General features: G+C 72.9%; 15 protein-coding genes. 1 reads left to right on the forward strand and 14 read right to left on the reverse strand.

What is annotated here, in order from left to right:
* From ftsY to ACIG5E_RS27380, 6 genes are all read right to left on the reverse strand, one after another.
* Positions 1-1,239: a signal recognition particle-docking protein FtsY gene (gene ftsY, locus ACIG5E_RS27355; protein ID WP_396537652.1), complete on the reverse strand. Its 1,239-nt coding sequence runs from the start codon at positions 1,237-1,239 to the stop codon at positions 1-3.
* 242 nt (positions 1,240-1,481) lie between these two features.
* The gene (gene smc / locus ACIG5E_RS27360) at positions 1,482-5,075 is read right to left on the reverse strand and encodes a chromosome segregation protein SMC (RefSeq protein WP_396537654.1); all 3,594 of its coding nucleotides are present in this window, start codon (positions 5,073-5,075) and stop codon (positions 1,482-1,484) included.
* A gap of 158 nt (positions 5,076-5,233) precedes the next feature.
* Positions 5,234-5,437, reverse strand: a complete 204-nt coding sequence (locus ACIG5E_RS27365; protein WP_396537656.1) for a hypothetical protein — start codon at positions 5,435-5,437, stop codon at positions 5,234-5,236.
* 410 nt (positions 5,438-5,847) lie between these two features.
* Complete coding sequence (locus ACIG5E_RS27370) at positions 5,848-6,147, reverse strand: acylphosphatase (RefSeq protein WP_030288010.1); 300 nt, start codon at positions 6,145-6,147, stop codon at positions 5,848-5,850.
* Positions 6,148-6,176: 29 nt separating this feature from the next.
* Complete coding sequence (locus ACIG5E_RS27375) at positions 6,177-6,686, reverse strand: winged helix-turn-helix transcriptional regulator (RefSeq protein WP_396537657.1); 510 nt, start codon at positions 6,684-6,686, stop codon at positions 6,177-6,179.
* A 120-nt stretch (positions 6,687-6,806) separates the two neighbouring features.
* On the reverse strand, positions 6,807-8,156 hold the full coding sequence (locus tag ACIG5E_RS27380) for a hypothetical protein (RefSeq protein WP_396537659.1): 1,350 nt from the start codon (positions 8,154-8,156) through the stop codon (positions 6,807-6,809).
* Between the two features lie 318 nt (positions 8,157-8,474).
* Here ACIG5E_RS27380 and ACIG5E_RS27385 point away from each other — a divergent pair, with 318 nt between their 5' ends.
* A complete protein-coding gene (locus tag ACIG5E_RS27385) occupies positions 8,475-9,395 on the forward strand; it encodes a hypothetical protein (protein WP_396537661.1) in 921 nt (306 codons plus the stop codon).
* A 9-nt stretch (positions 9,396-9,404) separates the two neighbouring features.
* Here the strand turns inward: ACIG5E_RS27385 and mutM are convergent, their stop codons facing one another.
* The 8 genes from mutM to ACIG5E_RS27425 all read right to left on the reverse strand — a co-directional run bounded on the left by mutM (position 9,405) and on the right by ACIG5E_RS27425 (position 15,350).
* Positions 9,405-10,283 carry a bifunctional DNA-formamidopyrimidine glycosylase/DNA-(apurinic or apyrimidinic site) lyase gene (mutM, locus tag ACIG5E_RS27390; RefSeq protein WP_396537663.1) on the reverse strand — a complete coding sequence of 293 codons (879 nt, stop codon included), beginning with the start codon at positions 10,281-10,283 and terminating at the stop codon, positions 9,405-9,407.
* Between the two features lie 55 nt (positions 10,284-10,338).
* The gene (gene rnc / locus ACIG5E_RS27395; RefSeq protein ID WP_380612671.1) at positions 10,339-11,127 is read right to left on the reverse strand and encodes a ribonuclease III; all 789 of its coding nucleotides are present in this window, start codon (positions 11,125-11,127) and stop codon (positions 10,339-10,341) included.
* Positions 11,128-11,147: 20 nt separating this feature from the next.
* Positions 11,148-11,321, reverse strand: coding sequence for a 50S ribosomal protein L32 (rpmF, locus tag ACIG5E_RS27400; protein ID WP_030056747.1), 174 nt, complete (start codon positions 11,319-11,321; stop codon positions 11,148-11,150).
* 2 nt (positions 11,322-11,323) lie between these two features.
* Positions 11,324-11,968, reverse strand: coding sequence for a YceD family protein (locus tag ACIG5E_RS27405; RefSeq protein WP_396537665.1), 645 nt, complete (start codon positions 11,966-11,968; stop codon positions 11,324-11,326).
* Positions 11,969-12,141: 173 nt separating this feature from the next.
* Positions 12,142-13,371 carry an ATP synthase F0 subunit B gene (locus ACIG5E_RS27410; RefSeq protein WP_396537667.1) on the reverse strand — a complete coding sequence of 410 codons (1,230 nt, stop codon included), beginning with the start codon at positions 13,369-13,371 and terminating at the stop codon, positions 12,142-12,144.
* A gap of 195 nt (positions 13,372-13,566) precedes the next feature.
* Positions 13,567-14,058, reverse strand: coding sequence for a pantetheine-phosphate adenylyltransferase (coaD, locus tag ACIG5E_RS27415; RefSeq protein ID WP_396243716.1), 492 nt, complete (start codon positions 14,056-14,058; stop codon positions 13,567-13,569).
* Between the two features lie 49 nt (positions 14,059-14,107).
* Complete coding sequence (gene rsmD / locus ACIG5E_RS27420; RefSeq protein WP_396537670.1) at positions 14,108-14,692, reverse strand: 16S rRNA (guanine(966)-N(2))-methyltransferase RsmD; 585 nt, start codon at positions 14,690-14,692, stop codon at positions 14,108-14,110.
* Positions 14,693-14,816: 124 nt separating this feature from the next.
* Positions 14,817-15,350, reverse strand: a complete 534-nt coding sequence (locus tag ACIG5E_RS27425; RefSeq protein WP_396537671.1) for a hypothetical protein — start codon at positions 15,348-15,350, stop codon at positions 14,817-14,819.
* Positions 15,351-15,465: the final 115 nt, after the last annotated feature.

Raw genomic sequence — 15,465 nt, forward strand, 5'->3', positions numbered from 1 at the left:
TCAGTCCCCGATCAGCGCGTCCACGAACGCACCCGGCTCGAACGGCGCCAGGTCGTCCGCGCCCTCGCCCAGACCGATCAGCTTGACCGGCACGCCCAGCTCGCGCTGCACCGCGACCACGATGCCGCCCTTGGCGGTGCCGTCCAGCTTGGTCAGCACGATGCCGGTGATGTTCACCACCTCGGCGAACACCCGGGCCTGGATCAGGCCGTTCTGGCCGGTGGTGGCGTCCAGCACCAGCAGCACCTCGTCTACCGGGCCGTGCTTCTCGACGACCCGCTTGACCTTGCCCAGCTCGTCCATCAGGCCGGTCTTGGTGTGCAGTCGGCCGGCGGTGTCGATCAGCACGGTGTCCGCGCCCTCGGCGATGCCCTCCTTGACCGCGTCGAAGGCGATCGAGGCCGGGTCGCCGCCCTCCGGGCCGCGCACGGTGCGCGCACCGACCCGCTCGCCCCAGGTCTGCAGCTGGTCCGCGGCGGCGGCCCGGAAGGTGTCGGCCGCGCCGAGCACCACCTTGCGGCCGTCGGCGACCAGCACCCGGGCCAGCTTGCCGGTGGTGGTGGTCTTGCCGACGCCGTTGACGCCGACGACCAGGACCACGGCCGGGCCCTCCTCGTGCTTCGTGGAGCGGACGGTGCGGTCGGCGTCCTTGCCGATCAGCTCGACCAGCTCCTCGCGCAGCAGGCCGCGCAGCTCGTCCGGGGTACGGGTGCCGAGCACCTTCACCCGGGTGCGCAGCCGCTCGACCAGCTCCTGGGTCGGAGCGACGCCGACGTCCGCGGTGAGCAGGGTCTCCTCGATCTCCTCCCAGGTGTCCTCGTCCAGGTGCTCGCGGGAGAGCAGCGAGAGCAGGCCCTTGCCGAGCGAGTTCTGCGAGCGGGAGAGCCGGGAGCGCAGCCGGACCAGCCGGCCGGCGGTGGGCTCGGGGACCTCGATGGCGGGCGCCACCTCGGCCTCGGCCGGAGCCTCGACCTCGACGACCTCGGGAGCCTCGGGGGCCCCGACGACCTCAGGGACCTCCGGAAGCGGCACCTCCTCGACGGTGCGGCGCGGCTCCTCGGTCGGCGGCGCGGCCTCCTCGCCGACCTGAGGCTCCTGCGGGGTGGTCTTCGGCGCCGTGATGACCGGCGCCTGCGACTTCGGGGGCAGCTGCTGGCGTCGTCTGCCGGAAACGACGAGGCCCGCGATCGCGCCGATGGCGATCACGGCGATGACTACGGCAAGGATCACGTATTCCACATCAGTTTCCTTCGCTTGTTCCTACGACAGAGTGATCCTTCGGCTTTCGACGCACGAAGCGCTGCCGCCTCCCTTACGCTGGCCGCTGTGCCGTCCGGCACCGGTCAGGCTTGGCCGTCACAAGGTCGTCAGACGACTGAGTGAGAAGCCCCCTCACACATGAGGGGGAGGAGTCACAACGCCCCCAGTATCCGTGATCGGGGGCTGCGGGCGGGCATGTGCCCGACATCGGCTGGCGGGTCTCAACCCGTCGGCTGCGGGATGGCACCGCGACGCTTCCGCTCGCGGTGCTCCTCGCGCAGGCGCTGGCTGATCACCTGGGAGATCCCGTCGCCCTTCATGGTCACGCCGTACAGCGCGTCGGCGGACTCCATGGTCAGCTTCTGGTGGGTGATCACGATCAGCTGGGAGCTCTCCCGCAGCTCCTCCATGATCCCGATCAGCCGGCGCAGGTTGGTCTCGTCCAGGGCCGCCTCCACCTCGTCCATCACGTAGAACGGGCTGGGCCGGGCCTTGAAGATCGCCACCAGCAGCGCCACCGCGGTCAGCGAGCGCTCGCCGCCGGACAGCAGCGACAGCCGCCTGACCTTCTTGCCAGGGGGCCGGGCCTCCACCTCGACCCCGGTGGTGAGCATGTTGTCCGGGTCGGTCAGCACCAGCCGCCCCTCGCCGCCCGGGAAGAGCCGGGCGAAGACGCCCTCGAACTGGGCGGCGGTGTCGTGGTACGCCGAGGTGAACAGCTGCTCGACCCGCTGGTCGACGTCCCGGACGATGTCCAGCAGGTCGCGCCGGCTGCGCTTGAGGTCGTCCAGCTGCTCGCCGAGGAACTTGTGGCGCTCCTCCAGCGCGGCGAACTCCTCCAGCGCCAGCGGGTTGACCTTGCCCAGCTGCTGGTACGCCTTCTCGGCGGCCCTCAGCCGCTTCTCCTGTTCGGCCCGGACGTACGGGTACGGCTCCCCCGGCTCCCGCCCCTCCTCCGGCGTTGACGGCGGGACGGGCTGGTCCGGCCCGTACGAGGCCAGCAGCTCGCCGCCGTCGATGCCGAACTCCTCCAGCGCCCGGGCCTCCAGCTGCTCGATCCGCAGCCGCTTCTCCGCCCGCAGCACCTCGTCCCGGTGCCCGGCGTCGACCAGCTTGTCCAGCTCCTCCTTGAGGCCGCGCCCGTGCTCGCGGTGCTCCCTGAGCTCGGCCTCCCGCTCGGCGAGCGCCTGCTCGACGGCCGCGCGCCCGGCGTCGGCACGGGCCAGCGACACCTCCAGGCAGGCCAGCAGCTGCCGGGCGCCCGCCGCGACGGCGTTCGCCACCCGGGCGTCGTGCTCGGCGAGCCGACGGCGCTCGGCGGCCCGGGCGCGCGCCTCGCGTTCGGCGCGGGCGGCCCGGTCCAGCTGGTCGGCCCGGCCGGCCAGGGCGCGGACCCGCTCCTCGTGGGTGCGCACCGCGAGCCGGGCCTCCAGTTCGGCCTGCCGGGCCGCGGCGGCCGCCTCGCCGAGGCGCTGCTGCTCGGCCGGGTCCGGCTCGTCCTCCCCCGCGTCCGCCGACTCCTCGGCGGCGGCCAGTCGTTCGGCCAGTTCCTCGGCGGCGGCGAGCAGCCCGGCCAGGCCCTGCTCGGCCCGGGCGGCGGCGGCCGACAGCCGCTCGGCCTCCCCGGCGGCGGCGCGGGCCTGCCCGCCGAGCCGGCCGAGGGCCCCCGCGACCTGGGCCCGGTCCTTCTCCGCCTGCCGCCGCAGCTCGCCGAGTCGCTCGACCTCGGCCGCCGACTCCCGGCGCAGTTCGGTGAGTTCGGCCAGTCGCTCGGCCGACTCGGCGCAGCGGAGGGCGAGTTCGTCGATCGCCCGGGCCGCCTGGTCCACCGCCGCCTGGGTCTCCAGCAGGCTGGGCGCACCGCCGGAGCCGCCCTGTGCGAAGCCGGCGCCGAGCCGGTCGCCCTCGGTGGTGACGGCGGACAGCTCGGGGCGTTCGGCGAGCAGCCGCAGCGCGCGGTCCAGGTCGGCGACCACCGCCACCCCGGCCAGCCGGTTCCGCACGGCGGCGAGCAACTCGGCCGGGCCGTCGACCAGTTCGGCGGCCCAGCGGGCCCCGTCGGGCAACTCGCCGCCGGCACGAGGAAGTTCCTTGGCCCCCGCGACCAACAGCGCGGCCCGCCCGGCGTCCTGGGCGCGCAGCAGCCGCAGCGCCGCAGCGGCGGTGTCCGGCGAGTCGACGGCCACCGCGTCGGCGGCCGCCCCGAGCGCGGCGGCGACCGGCACCTCGTACCCGGTCTCGATCCGCAGCAGCGCGGCGGCCGGGCCGAGCAGCCCGGTCAGCCGCTCCCCCGCGTCCAGCAGCGCGCCGGTGCCGTCCTTGCGGCGTAGCCCGAGCGAGAGCGCCTCGTGCCGCGCGGTGAGCCCGGCCCGCTCGCGCTCGGCGGCCCCGGCCGCGTCCCGGGCGGCGGCCAGCTCCCGTTCGACCTCGGCCAGCCGGGCCCGGGCCTGCCGGTGCCCGGCCTCGGCCTGGTCGTCGTCCCCGGTCAGGCCGTCCACCTGCCGCTGGAGCTCGTCCAGTTCGCCCTGCGCGGCCTCGGCGCGCAGCAGCGCCTCGTCCCTGGCCTCGGTGAGCCGGCCGATCTCGGCCTCGGCCGAGCCGGCCCGGGAGCGGGCGGCGGTGGCCTGCCCCTGGAGCCGGGCCAGGCCCTCCCGGCGGTCCGCGATGGCCCGGGCGGCGTCCCGCAGCCGGCGTTCCTCGGCGGCCAGCCCGCGTTCCAGCTCGTTCTTGCGTTCGACGGCCTCGGCCAGCGCATACTGGGCCTCCTCCAGTGCCTCGGCGAGGGCGGCCTCCTCCTCGCGGACCCGCTGGGCCTCCCGTTCCAGCTCCTCCGGGTCGCGGCCGCGCCGCTCCTCGGCCGTGCCCCCGGCGACGGCGTGCCGCGCCCGGGCCTCGGCGAGCCCGATCGTGCCGCGAGTGCGTTCGGCGAGGGCGGAGAGCCGGTACCAGGTCTGCCGGGCGGTCTCCAGGCTCGGGCCGAGCTGCTGGACCTGTGCCTCCAGGACCCGTTCGCGCTGCACCGCGCGGGCCAGCTCCTGTTCGACGGTGGTCCGGCGCAGCCGCAGCGCGAGTTCGTCCGCGATCTCGGCCTCGACGGCGCGGCGGAGGGTGAGCAGGTCGTCGGCGAGCAGCCGCAGCCGGGCGTCCCGCAGGTCGGCCTGGATGCCTGCGGCGCGGCGGGCGATCCGGGCCTGTCGGCCGAGCGGTCCGAGCTGGCGGCGCAGTTCGGCCACCAGGTCCTGCACGCGGTTGAGGTTGGCCTGCATCGCGTCCAGCTTCCGCAGCGCCTTCTCCTTGCGCTTGCGGTGCTTGAGGACGCCGGCCGCCTCCTCGATGAAGGCGCGCCGGCCCATCGGGTCGGCGTGCAGGACGGAGTCCAGCTGGCCCTGTCCGACGATGACGTGCATCTCGCGGCCGATGCCGGAGTCGGAGAGCAGTTCCTGGATGTCCAGCAGGCGGCAGGTCTCGCCGTTGAGCGCGTACTCGCTGCCGCCGTTGCGGAACATGGTCCGGGTGATCGTCACCTCGGCGTAGTCGATCGGCAGGGCGCCGTCGCCGTTGTCGATGGTGAGGCTGACCTCGGCACGGCCGAGCGGGGCGCGCCCGCTGGTCCCGGCGAAGATGACGTCCTCCATCTTGCCGCCGCGCAGCGACTTGGCCCCCTGCTCGCCCATCACCCAGGACAGCGCGTCCACCACGTTGGACTTGCCGGAGCCGTTCGGCCCGACCACGCACGTGATGCCCGGCTCGAAGCGCAGGGTGGTGCTGGAGGCGAAGGACTTGAATCCGCGCAGCGTCAGGCTCTTCAGGTGCACGCGGCCGGTCTCCTCAATCGCTCACGACGGGAACCGACTGTATCCGGAGTCCGACACGACGAAGGGACGCCACATCAGGGCGTCCCTTGCAAAGCTGCGTCCCTTTCGGGGCGGCTCAGTGCACAGCGGCGTCGATCTGCGAGGACCGGGGGCGGGGCTCAGGTGAGAGCCGGCTCCCGCTGATCCAGATCGATGCTGTTGAGCAGCGAGTGCTCGCCAGCGACAGCGGTGAGAGCGTCGTTCTCAGCCTGCATCCGAAGGAGCTCGTCTTCAAGGTCCTGGACGCGCTGCTGAAGCCGTCGCATCTCGGAGAGCATTCGCGGGTCGGGGCCGCCGACGTACCCGAGAAGCGCCTTTGCCATGATGAATGGTCCTCCACGCTGAGTGACCGAACCGGAACGGTACAGGTCTAGGGGGAAGGGGGACGCACGCGCGGCGCGCACCGGAAGTGCTGGCTGGGCACTACGGCACAACCACCGTGAGCTGGGCTCACGAGGGCATGCGCCTGCCGGGAACGCGATCGTGTGCGCGGGCTTCAAGCGTCTCACCAAAGACGGTACGGGTCAACACGATCACCGCACGCTACCGCGCCCCTGTCACCTGCCCGGCGGTGTCGTCACGCCTGGGGGTCTCGGGCCCGGGTGCACCACGTGCTCGTGGATCATCGTTCGATGCGGAGTCAACCACGAGTCTGCCCGAATGGCAACCGTATGACACCGACGGTTGCCGATCATTTCCGCGAGACCTCGACGCGGGGCCGGGAAACCGGGGCTCAGCGGATCTCGAAGCCCTCGTAACCTGCGCCGACGGCCGTCCAGATCTCGGTCACGCCGCTCACCGCGCCGGGCGTGTCGGGCCCGCGCAGCAGGGCCAGCAGTAGCTCGCAGTCGGCGGCCAGCCCCTCGGCCACCACCTGCACCCGGCCGTCGCCGAGGTTGCTTGCGTAGCCGGTCAGGCCGATCTCCAGCGCCCGCGCCCTGGTCCACCAGCGGAACCCGACCTGCTGGACCTTCCCCCGGACCCAGGCGGTCACCCGGACCGGTTCATCACTGTGGGCGTCGCGACCGTGCATGCCCCGACCCTAACCGGCTGCGGGGCCGGTCACAGCTCCACGGGGCCCTCGACCGTCCAGCCCGGGGTGTGCACCTCGGCGTGCAGCTCGCCGCGGCGGGCCTCCCGGCCGCAGGTGCGGCAGACCCAGGCCGGGTCGAAGGGGTGCGGCTGCCCGCCCTCGGGCGCGTGGGCGAAGGTCACCGGGGAGTCCGGCAGCAGCCAGCGGTCGCCCCAGGCGCGCAGCGCGTGGGCGAGCGGGGCGAGGTCCCGGCCGGCCTCGGTCAGGTGGTACTCGTAGCGCGGCGGCCGCTCGCTGTACGGGCGGCGCTCCACCACCCCGGCCTCCTCCAGCGCCCGCAGCCGGGCGGTCAGCCGGTCGCGCGGCGCGCCGGTGTTGCGGGCGATCCGGTCGAAGCGGTGGTTGCCGTAGAACAGCTCGCGCACCGCCAGCAGTGCCCACTTCTCACCGACCACCTGCAGCGCCGCCGCCATCGAGCAGGGTCGGCCGGGGGCCGCGGCCCGGGCGGCGCCGGGGGCGGGAGGGGTGTCGGAGGTCACAACGCCAGCCTGCCACACCGGGTTGCCTTCTCAAACCCATCGCTCGGCCCCGCCCGAGGACGGCGAACGGCCCCGCTGGAAGAACCAGCGGGGCCGTGGGGTCAGGCTCGGATCAGCGGATCACCAGTCGTCGCCACCGCCGCCGAAGTCACCGCCACCGCTCCAGTCGCTGCCGCCGAAGTCCGCGGCGTTGAAGTCGGCGCCGGTGTAGTCGCCGCCCTCGTACTGGTCCTGGTAGCCGCCGTGACCGCCGTGGCCGCCCTCCATGTACGGCGCCGCCGCGTAGGAGGGGGTGCTCATCATCGAGCCGAGCGCGGTGCCGACCAGCAGGCCGGGCAGCAGGCCGCCGCCGAAGCCGCTGTAGTAGCCGCCCGCGTAGGGGGCGTAGGCCGGGCCGGCGTTCCAGTACGGCTGCGGGCCGTACTCGGTGTCGACGGTGCGGACCGCCGGGTCGAGGCCGGCCGCCACCCGGTCCGCGTCGGCCTGGCAGACCGGGACGCTGCGGGCGGCGCCGCCGGCCGGGGCCCAGTCGACGTCCTTGACGGACGGGCCGTGGCGCGGGTCCATGAAGCACGGGGGACGGCGCTCGGGCAGCGGGCGCTTGTCCCGCCGGGCGGCCAGGGTGGCCAGCTGGAACCGGCCGTCCTCGATCGCCTCGGTGACCTGCTTGACGTCCTCGGGCCTCTTGGCCTCGGCCATCAGCCGCTTGGACTTCTCGTACGAGTCCAGGGCGTTGCTGTAGTCGGTGCGCTGGGCGTCGTCCGCGTCGGCCGCGCCCGGGTTGAAGTCGAGCCGTTCGAGCTCCACTCCGAAGGCGGTGATGTCCTCGTCCACCACGCGGCGCAGCTGCTCCAGCTCGGCGCGGGCCTGCTCCTCCTTGCGCTTCTTGGCGCGGCGGAAGAGGAAGAAGACTCCGGCGCCGGCCAGGGCCACCAGCACCACCGGGATGATGACCCAGGCGATCGAGGTGCTGTGGTTGACCCCGGTGCCCTTGGTCTGCGGGGCGGCCTGGTCGACGAAGTCGTTCAGGGTGGCGTTGATGTCACCCTTGTCGGCGCGGGCGACGGCGCCCCCGATCCGGTCCGCGACACCGACGGCCATCGCGCCGCGGTCGGAGCGGGCCATGAAGCCGCCGGTGCCACGCCAGACGCCGTAGACGCCGTCGATGCCCACCAGGGTGCGCAGGTCCGTGAGGACGGTGTCCTTGTTGGCGGCGTCGGGGACGACCGCGATGAAGATCGGCTTGTCGGCCTTCTCGATCTTCTTGGTCAGCGCGTCCGCCTGGGCCTGGCTGAAGCGGTCCAGCATCTGCGGGGCGACGTAGACCTGCCCCTTCTTCAGGGTGGCTGCGGCATCGCTCAGGCCGCCTGCGGCCGAGGCCGCCGGCGCCAACAGGAGCAGCAGCCCGAGCACCGCCGCCACCAGGGCAAGCGGCCCGGTGCCCCGGGAACGTCGTGCAAGGGTTCTCATAACCCCCGACGCTACCGTGACCGGCGGCGGAGCACGGCATACCCTTCGCATACTGGTTATGACAAGATTCCCCCCCGTCCGCCGGGGCGGTTCCCCTTCTCGCGGATGAGATTTCCCCGAGAGGACCCTGAGAGGGGCGGGGCGCGGGAACCGCGGGTGGCGGCCGGACGTACGTCCCGGCGGGCCCGGGGCGGTTCGGGGGGTGGGTCCGAGGCGGCCCGAGGAGGCGTCCCGACGCTACCGTGCGACCGGGCACACTGGTCCCGGACCGCTCGTCCCATTACCTTTTCTTGACCCAACCCCCGATCGGAGCGCTCGGTGATCATCGGCCTCGTCACGGCTGTGGCGGCATCCGCCTGCTACGGCACCGGCTCGGTCCTGCAGGCCGTCGGTTCCCGCCGCTCGGCCCGGGAGGAGGCGGCCAAGGGCGCCACCTCCTCGACCACCGAGCACGGCGGGCCGAGCCTGTCCTCCACCGCCAAGGCCGCCGTCACCTGGGAGTTCATCCTCGGCTCGGTGCTCGACCTGATCGGCTTCGGGCTCGGCGCACTGGCCGCGCGCCTGCTGCCGCTGTTCCTCTCCCAGACCATCATCAGCGCCAACCTGGTGATCACCGCGGTGCTGAGCATCAAACTGCTCGGCATCCGCCTCAAGCAGCTGGAGTGGGCCTCGATCGGCGTGCTCTGCTCGGCGCTGGTTCTGCTGGCCGTCTCGGCCGGCCCCGAGGGCGGCCACCACCCGGAGATGGCCTTCCACTGGGGCCTGCTGATCATCACCACCGTGCTGCTGGCGGCCGGCAGCCTGCTGGTGCGCCGGATGGGCTCCAAGGGCGCGATCGTCGCCGGTCTGCTGTCCGGCCTCGGCTTCGGTGCCCTGGGCGTCGGGGTGCGCATCCTGAACGGCGTGGGGCCGTTCGACCTCGGCCGGCTGCTCTCCGACCCGGCGCTGTACGCGATCCTGATCGGGGGCCTCGGCGGCATGTACGTGCACACCGTGGCGCTGCAGATCGGCTCGGTCAACGGCGCCACCGCCGCGCTGGTGGTCGGCGAGACGGTGCTGCCCGGCGTGATCGGCGTGCTCTGGCTCGGCGACTCCTCCAAGGCCGGCCTGGGCTGGCTCGGTGTGGCCGGCTTCCTGCTCGCGGTGGTCTCGGCGGTCGGCGTCGCCTACTTCGGCCAGAGCGACCACGGCGCCCTGGGCGAGGCGTCCGCCGAACACCCGGAGCTCGCCCACAAGTAGCGCCGCGCTTCAGCCTCCGCTGCGGACCCGCGGCACCCGCTGGCAGCGGGGGCAGAAGTAGCTGGACCGGTTCATCCAGGCGGCCCGCCGGATCGCGGTGCCGCAGCGGCGGCAGGGTTCGTGCTCTCGGCCGTAGGCGTCGAGGTCCCGGGAGAAGTAGCCGCTCTCGCCGTTCACGTTGACGTACAGGCTGTCGAAGCTGGTGCCACCCACGGCCAGGGCCGCCGTCATCACGTCCCGGGCGTTGGCCAGCAGCAGCGCGGCCTGCGGGCGGGTGACGGTCGCGGTCGGGCGGTCGTAGTGCAGCCCGGAGCGCCACAACGCCTCGTCGGCGTAGATGTTGCCGACGCCGCTGATCAGCGTCTGGTCGAGCAGCGCGCGCTTGACGGTGGTGCGCTTGGCGCGCAGCGCAGCCACGAAGGCGGAGTCGTCGAAGCGCGGGTCGAGCGGGTCGCGGGCGATGTGCGCGATGGAGACCGGCGTGCCCTCGGGGTCGCCCTCCTCGGCCTCCTCGACGGCCAGGCCGCCGAAGGTCCGCTGGTCGACGAAGCGCAGCTCGCGCCCGCCGTCGGTGAAGCGCAGCCGGACCCGCAGGTGGGTCTCGTCCGGCACCGTCGGGTCCTGGACGAGGAGTTGGCCGCTCATCCCGAGGTGGCCGATGAGCGAGAAACCCGCGCCGCTGCCGCCGAGCGGCACCCAGAGGTACTTGCCGCGGCGCTGCGCGGTGCCGAGGGTGGTGCCGGTCAGCCGCGCCGTGAAGTCGGCCGGGCCGGCCGGCTGGCGGCGCACCGCGCGCGGGTGCAGCACCTGGACGTCGCCGACGGTCCGTCCGGCGACCCAGTTCGCCAGACCGCGGCGGACGACCTCGACCTCGGGGAGTTCGGGCACGGGAACAGGCCTCCTGCTTCGAATCGGATCGGCAGGAGTGAAGGCTACTTCTTCGTCAGGCGCCCGCGGGCAGCCGGTCGGCGTACTTCTCCTTGATCGCACGCCAGGCGCTCTCGGCGGCCTTCTGCTCGGCTTCCTTCTTCGAACGGCCGACGCCGCTGCCGAAGTCCTCGCCGGCCACCCGGGCCGCCGCGGTGAAGGTCTTCTCGTGGTCCGGACCGGACTCCATGACCACGTACTCGGGCACTCCGATGCCCACCGAGGCGGTGAGCTCCTGGAGACTGGTCTTCCAGTCCAGGCCGGCGCCCAGCTGAGAGGACTCCTCGATCAGCGGGTCGAACAGCCGGTGGACGAACTCGGTGGCCGCCTCCAGACCGCGGTCCAGGTAGACGGCCCCGATCACGGCCTCGACGGTGTCGGCGAGGATCGACGACTTGTCGCGGCCGCCGGTGCCCTCCTCGCCCTTGCCGAGCCGGATGAACGCGCCGAGGTCCAGGCCCCGGCCGACGTCCGCGAGCGCGCGGGAGTTGACCACCGCGGCGCGCAGCTTGGCGAGCGTGCCCTCCGGGACGTCCGGGTGGACGCGGTAGAGGGTGTCGGTCACCACCAGGCCCAGCACCGAGTCGCCGAGGAACTCCAGGCGCTCGTTGGTGGGCAGACCCCCGTTCTCGTACGCGTACGAGCGGTGGGTCAGGGCACGCACCAGAAGGGCGCGCTCGAGCGTGTACCCGAGGCGCCCTTCCAGGACGTCGTATTCGGTCGAAGCCGGCCCACCGGCCTTGCCGCTACCCGAAGAACCCTTCGAGGCAGAGGACGCCTTGCGGGTGGAGTTACCGTCCGACATCGATCCGTGCACCCCGCCGATCAGACCGAGAGGACCTGGCGACGGTTGTACGTGCCGCAGCTCGGGCACGCGATGTGGCCCAGCTTCGGCTCGTGGCAGCGGTCGCACGCCACGAGGGCCGGAACGACGGCCTTCCAGTTGGACCGGCGGTGGCGCGTGTTGCTGCGCGACATCTTCCGCTTCGGAACAGCCACGGCTACTTCTCCTGGTTCTCGGCGAGACCCTCACGGGTGTCGCTGTTCTTGATTCCGTCACCCTCGTCGCCGGGGGCGGCGGAGAGTCCCTGCAGAGCCGCCCACCGGGGGTCGGCGGCGTCGTGGTGGTGCGCCGGGTCGTCGCTCAGGCGCGCTCCGCACTCGGAGCACAGGCCCAGGCAGTCTTCCTGGCACACCGGCTGCAGCGGCAGTGCGAGCACCACCGCGTCACGCAGCACCGGCTGGAGGTCGAAGAAGTCGCCCTCCAGGCGGTAAGTCTCTTCTTCCGAGTCCTCGTCGAGGTCCTCGGTCCCGGTGGTCCGGGCGCGGTGACGCTCGTCGGACTCCGGGTAGTAGTACAGCTCCTGGAAGTCCACGTCGATGTCGAAGTCGACGGGCTCCAGGCACCGGACGCACTCGCCCTCGACGTGGGCGTCGGCGGTGCCGGTGACCAGCACGCCCTCGACCACGGACTCCAGGCGGAGCTCCAGCTCGATCGGACTCTTCTCCGGGACGCCGATCACGTCGATGATCCCGAAGCCCTCGGGGGCCTCCAGGGTCCGGCTCACCTTGCGCATCGCGCCCGGACGACGGCCCAGCTCGTGCGTGTCGAACACGAGGGGGTCGCGGTGGTCGAGGCGGTTCAAGGTGTCCTGACTTCCATAGGAATCAACGCTGTGGCCCCCATCACCAGTCGGCCTTGCGCGGGCAAGCCGACAGCCGGACATGGGGATGCCGGAGTGGTCAGACTACCGGAGTCTCCCGCCAGGCCCAACTTCGGCCCTGTCAGGAGGCTCCCGCGCAGTCCCGCCGGGGCTGGTCAGCGGCCGCCGAGCTCCCGCAGCCGGGTCATGTCGATCATGCTGGTGTCGAAGAAGCTGGTCTCGTCCAGGCCCTGCTGCTGGTGCGGCACGGCCGGGGGCAGGGCGGGCTGCTGCGGGTAGTTGTAGCCGTCGTACGGCTGGGCCGCGTAGCCGTCCTGCTGCTGCGGATAGCCGTAGGCGCCCTGCTGCTGGCCCTGGTGCTGCTGGCCCTCGTAGTGGGGCTGCTGCTGCGGGTAGCCGCCCTGCTGGTGGCCCCACTGGGTGTTGTAGGGGTCGCCCTGGACGGCCGGGTCGAAGCCGCCGCCGTACACCTCGGCGTACTGTCCGACCTGGTGCTGCCCGGCCTGGTTCTGGCCGTCGTGGGGCTGTCCGCCCTGGTGCTGGGCGACCGCCGCGTACTGGTCGGCGCCGGGGGCCTGCCAGCCGGCCGCGGCCGGGGTCTGCTCGGGCCAGGTCTGCTGCTGCGGGACGTCCTCGCGGTACCAGGCGATGTCGGCGCCGTCGGCGTCGCCGTCCGCGGCGAAGCCGGCGGCCACCGCCTCGGCGCGCTCCTTGGCCTGCTGGGCCTCGTCGGCGGCGGCCAGGTAGGCGCCCAGATCGTCGATCGGCTTCTTGCCGAGCAGCTTGTCGCGGCCCTTGCCGACCGCCTCCAGGGTGGCGCTGAGCACGTTCTCCAGGGTGGCGAGCTTCACATCGACGTACTCGTCGACCTCGGGGCTCGGGCTGTTCTGCTGCGGCCGGAACTCCTCGCCGTCGGTCTCGCCCTCGGTCTCGAAGACCCCGGAGTCGCCGCGCAGCTTGGTCCGGCCGCGGCCGACCGCGCCGAGCGTCTTGGTCAGCACGACCTCGAAGTTGGCGAGCTTGCTGTCCACGTAGTCGTCGGCCTCGGCGCGCTGGGTGTCGACCTCGGCGCGGGCCTCGGCCAGGATCCGGTCGGCCTCGGACTGGGCCCGGCGGACCACCTCGGTGTCGGAGATGAGCGAACCGCGCTCGGCGTGCGCACCCTGGATGATCCGGTCCGCCTCGGCCTGGGCGCCGGCCACCACCTGCTCGTGGTCGGCCATCACCGACTGGGCCTGGGCGAGTTCGGCGGGCAGGGCCGCCTTGAGGTCGTTGAGCAGGCCGATCAGCTCGGCCCGGTTCACCACGCAGGAGGCCGACATCGGCATCGAGCGGGCGTTCTCGATCGCCGCCACGATCTCGTCGACCTTGTTCTGCACGTCCACGGGGCTTCGTCTTTCCGTGTGCCGCCGACGGTCCGGCGGAGGCAGGCCCGGCGCGGTGGACCTCACCGCAGGGCAGGGATACAGACTGTACGGCCCCCGTGCGGCGACCTCACAACGCCTGAGCCGAACCCGCCTCCACCACCTCGGACAATCCGTGACGAACCGGCAGAAAAGGACGAACCCCGCCGCCCGGCCCTACTGCTCGGCCTTGCGCTCCGCGATCCGCTCGACCAGGCGGCCGTGCACCGTCTCCGGCAGCAGGTGCGAGACGTCGCCGCCGTACGAGGCGACCTCCTTGACCAGCGTCGAGGAGAGGAAGCTGTACGTCGGCGAGGTCGGCACGAACAGCGTCTCCACGCCCGTCAGGCCGTGGTTCATCTGGGCCATCTGCAGCTCGTAGTCGAAGTCGCTGACCGCGCGCAGGCCCTTGATGATCGCGGGGATGCCGCGCTCCCGGCAGAAGTCCACCAGCAGGCCGTGGTGCGACTCGACCACCACGTTCCCGAACTGGGCGGTGACCTCCTCGATCAGGCCGATCCGCTCCTCGATGGTGAACATGCCCTGCTTGTTCCGGTTGATCAGGACCGCGACATGCACCACGTCGTACAGCTTCGAGGCCCGCTCGATGATGTCGAGGTGGCCGTTGGTGATCGGGTCGAACGAACCGGGGCAGACGGCTCGGCGCATGGCGTGTGTGCTCCCTCGTGGGGTGACGGCTGCTGCGGGCCGCGGCCCGCTACTCGTGATCGCTGGCCTCGGCGGCGGCGCGACCGTACCAGAGCGTGCCCTCGCCGTAGCGGCGGGAGCGCAGCACCTCGAAGCCCTCGGGCCAGCCGAACTCGCCGCCACGGGTGCTGCGCTCCACGGTGACGAGTGCGTCCTCCGCGAGCCAGCCCCCAGCCGACAGTGTGATCAGCATCTCCCGCAGCTCCTCGTCCGTCACGGCGTACGGCGGGTCGAGGAAGACCAGGTCGTAGGGGGCCTGCGGGGGCGGTCCGGCGATCACCTTCTCCGCCTTGGCGGCCCGCACCTCGGCGCCCGGCAGGCCGATCGTCCGGACGTTCTCCCGGATCACCCGGGCCGCCTGGCCGTCCGCCTCGACCAGCAGGACGTGCTCGGCGCCGCGCGACAGCGCCTCCAGGCCGACCGCGCCCGATCCGCCGAACAGGTCCAGCATCCGGGCCCCGTGCAGGGTGCCGCGGAACGCCTCCAGCGTGGAGAACATCGCCTCCCGGGCCTTGTCGGAGGTCGGACGGGTGCCCCGGCCGGGCGGTACGGCCAGCCGGCGGCCGCCGGCCGACCCGGCGATCACGCGGGTCATGGTGGTGGAAGGTCCTTTCGTCGCTGCCCGACCACGCTATCCCGATCTCCGCGCCGTGCTCACGCCGAACGGCTGCGGCCCGGTGGGACGCCCCCCACCGGGCCGCAGCCGCGCACTCGGATGGTCAGCTCGCCTCGGAGCCCGCCTGCTGCCCCGGGATCGCCGCGCCGAGCAGGGCCGGCGAGGCGTAGCGGGACCAGGACAGGCAGCCGTCGGGCGGGCAGAACTCGGGGCGGCGCGGGTCGTGCCCGAGCTCGCGCAGCTTGGTCCGGACGGAGTCGGGGGTGCGGCCGAAGCGGGCGGCGATCCGGGCGACGGTCTCGCCGTCGTGGAAGCGCCGGACCAGCTCCTCCTCGTGCTGCGGCACCCAGGGGGCGCCGTGGCCGGGGTACAGCTCGCGCAGCACGTCGCGGTCGGGGATGGGCTCGGAGACGTCGGCGACGATCGCCAGCGCCCGCAGCGCGCGGTTGAGCGCGATCCGCAGCGAGGCGACGTCCTCGACCGGCAGGCGGAGCTTGCCCGAGGCGAGCGGCGCGGCGGCCGCCCCCTCGCGCCAGCCGGTCAGGGTGAGGGTGACCTCGCGGTCGTCGTCGCTGGCGAGTTCGATCCGGAAGACCTTGTCGCCCAGCGGGAGCTCGTTGAGATGACGGAATGCCATGGCAGGACCCCCAAGTGTCGTGCCAGGTACGCACCTTGAGGGTGCGCCCTGAACAACTACATTCTCTCCCGGGGGTCTGACAATTCCCGGGCCACGCGGGCCCGTGGGGGGACCG

The sequence above is a fragment of the Kitasatospora sp. NPDC053057 genome (assembly GCF_044546945.1).
Lineage (GTDB): Bacteria > Actinomycetota > Actinomycetes > Streptomycetales > Streptomycetaceae > Kitasatospora.